General features: G+C 71.5%; 1 pseudogene. It reads right to left on the bottom strand.

What is annotated here, in order from left to right:
* Positions 1-617, bottom strand: a pseudogene (locus tag Q0795_RS17090) (transposase); the annotation flags it as partial.

The following is a 617-nucleotide window of genomic DNA, read 5'->3' as shown; positions in this document are numbered from 1 at the left end:
TGCCGGATGCGGTCCTCCACGCGGGCATGTGCGCGGTGGCGGGCCTCGAGGAGGGCCAGTTGCCCGACGGCAGTGTTCGTGACGAACGCCTGGTAGCGCCACCCGTCGGCCTCCTCGAACAGGGACAGCTGCGCACCGGGGTGAGGCCGTTCACGGCGCACGATGACCCGCATTCCCGTCGGGCCACGTCGCGAGCAGGTCCGCGTCGATGAGGCCGGTCAGCTCGGCGACGTGCCCGCCTTCGCGCACACCGCCGTCGGCGTCCATCGCCGGGGTCCAGGTCTGTTTGGGGACCAGGACGATCGCGGACCTGCTCGGTGAGCGCGAACCCGACGGAGTACTCCACTCGGCGGCCGCGGACCTTGCCCTGGCCGGTGAGCCAGTCCAGCAGGTCGTGCGAGGCGCCGGCGCCGTCGGAGCGGATCAGCAGGTTCTTGCGGTGGGTGCCGGGGACCTGGGCGATCGCCGCAGCGAGGACCTCGATGTGATCGGCGGCCGTGTTCGAGCCGGCCCGACCGGTGCGCAGCGTGCCGGCGAGGGACTCACTCGTGTTGTCGCACCAGACACCGAGTGGGTGGAACCCGAAGGTCCGCTTGAAGGTCGGCGCTGCCTGTTCC

Source organism: uncultured Serinicoccus sp. (assembly GCF_947487915.1).
Classification (GTDB): domain Bacteria; phylum Actinomycetota; class Actinomycetes; order Actinomycetales; family Dermatophilaceae; genus Ornithinicoccus.
This window is presented reverse-complemented; position numbering and strand designations above follow the sequence as displayed.